The organism is Lutibacter sp. B1 (assembly GCF_012524075.1).
GTDB lineage: Bacteria > Bacteroidota > Bacteroidia > Flavobacteriales > Flavobacteriaceae > Lutibacter.
Window position 1 is genome coordinate 1 of the sequence record NZ_JAAZUI010000110.1, and the last position, 1,122, is coordinate 1,122.

General features: G+C 28.0%; 2 protein-coding genes. Both read left to right on the plus strand.

Features of this window, described 5'->3' with window-relative positions:
- Window positions 1-153 precede the first annotated feature (153 nt).
- The gene (locus HGB55_RS15105) at window positions 154-732 is read left to right on the plus strand and encodes a hypothetical protein (protein WP_168817910.1); all 579 of its coding nucleotides are present in this window, start codon (window positions 154-156) and stop codon (window positions 730-732) included.
- A gap of 236 nt (window positions 733-968) precedes the next feature.
- Window positions 969-1,122, plus strand: a 154-nt coding sequence (locus HGB55_RS15715) for a helix-turn-helix domain-containing protein (RefSeq protein WP_168817822.1), incomplete at its 3' end; no start/stop codon positions are given.

A 1,122-nucleotide genomic window follows, 5' to 3' on the forward strand; every position in this document is an offset into this window, starting at 1 on the left:
CCAACAATGGCTAAAAAAAATTGCTTAATTCAATAAAATAGAATGTTTCTAAAACAAAATAATATTAAATTTAAACAGCGGAAAATTACGGTTTCAAAACCGCAACTTTTCCTAGCCTAAACCGTTGGCAGCAATAAAAAGAGACAATCGAGAATGAAAGTTGACATATCCCAAATGTTTAATGTAAAATATGATTGGAGAACCAAATTATATTTTAACTGGTTACTGCCTATTCAGACAATTGCATTATTGTATGGATTTATATGGTACTTAAATGATTCTAAGATAGAATTAACGGATTTGGATAAAGGAAATGGATACATTGTTCGGACACATTATTTTCTGAGAGAGGCAAATTCAAGTTCTAATGCTCCAATGGATACATTATTAACTATTACAATAGACAATGGGCAAAAACTAACCTTAAACAATGATTTAAGAAAAAAATTTGACAACTTGATTGTTTCAAAAGTAAATCCAAGATATTCTGAGTATTTCTATAGAGTGAATAAAAGACAGAAAATTAATTTTTACCAACTTACAATTGATGGTGAAATGATAAAGGAGATTACTGAAAGTAATAACGATTCTATAAGTATGTCAGTTTTAATGGGATTTCTCTGTTTTGCGAGTATTGTAGCGTTGATTATTAGAAAATATAGTGTAAAAAGTTCTGAAAACAAATACAGAAAAAAAATTGACAATTGGATTGATAAAATATTTGATGACTAAAAAATAATACACTGTTAAATAACAAATTACTGCTGCCAACAATGTATAAAATTTATGCTTAAATTAGTACAAATTTGAAAACAAAAAAATTGTAACAAACCGATTTGTAACGTCCGAAAATCCTGTGGATTTTAGGTCGCACAAATCTTATACAAACCCGTTAGCTGTAATATTACTGATTATCTGGTCTATTCAATAACTTAACGCAACAAATCTAAATTTATAGATTTGTAAATATGAGTTTAAAACACAGACGACTTTCACTTAAAGAAAGAATCAAAATTGAGACACTTTTAAACGAGAATAAATCCAAAGCTTATATCGCTAAAACTTTAAACAGATCTCGTTCAACTATATCTCGTGAAATCAATAAATGGATTCAAGATCCTA

Excerpts from the sequence above, each read along its gene's own strand:
- HGB55_RS15105 (WP_168817910.1), top strand. The coding sequence starts at position 154 with ATGAAAGTTGACATATCCCAAATGTTTAATGTAAAATATGATTGGAGA.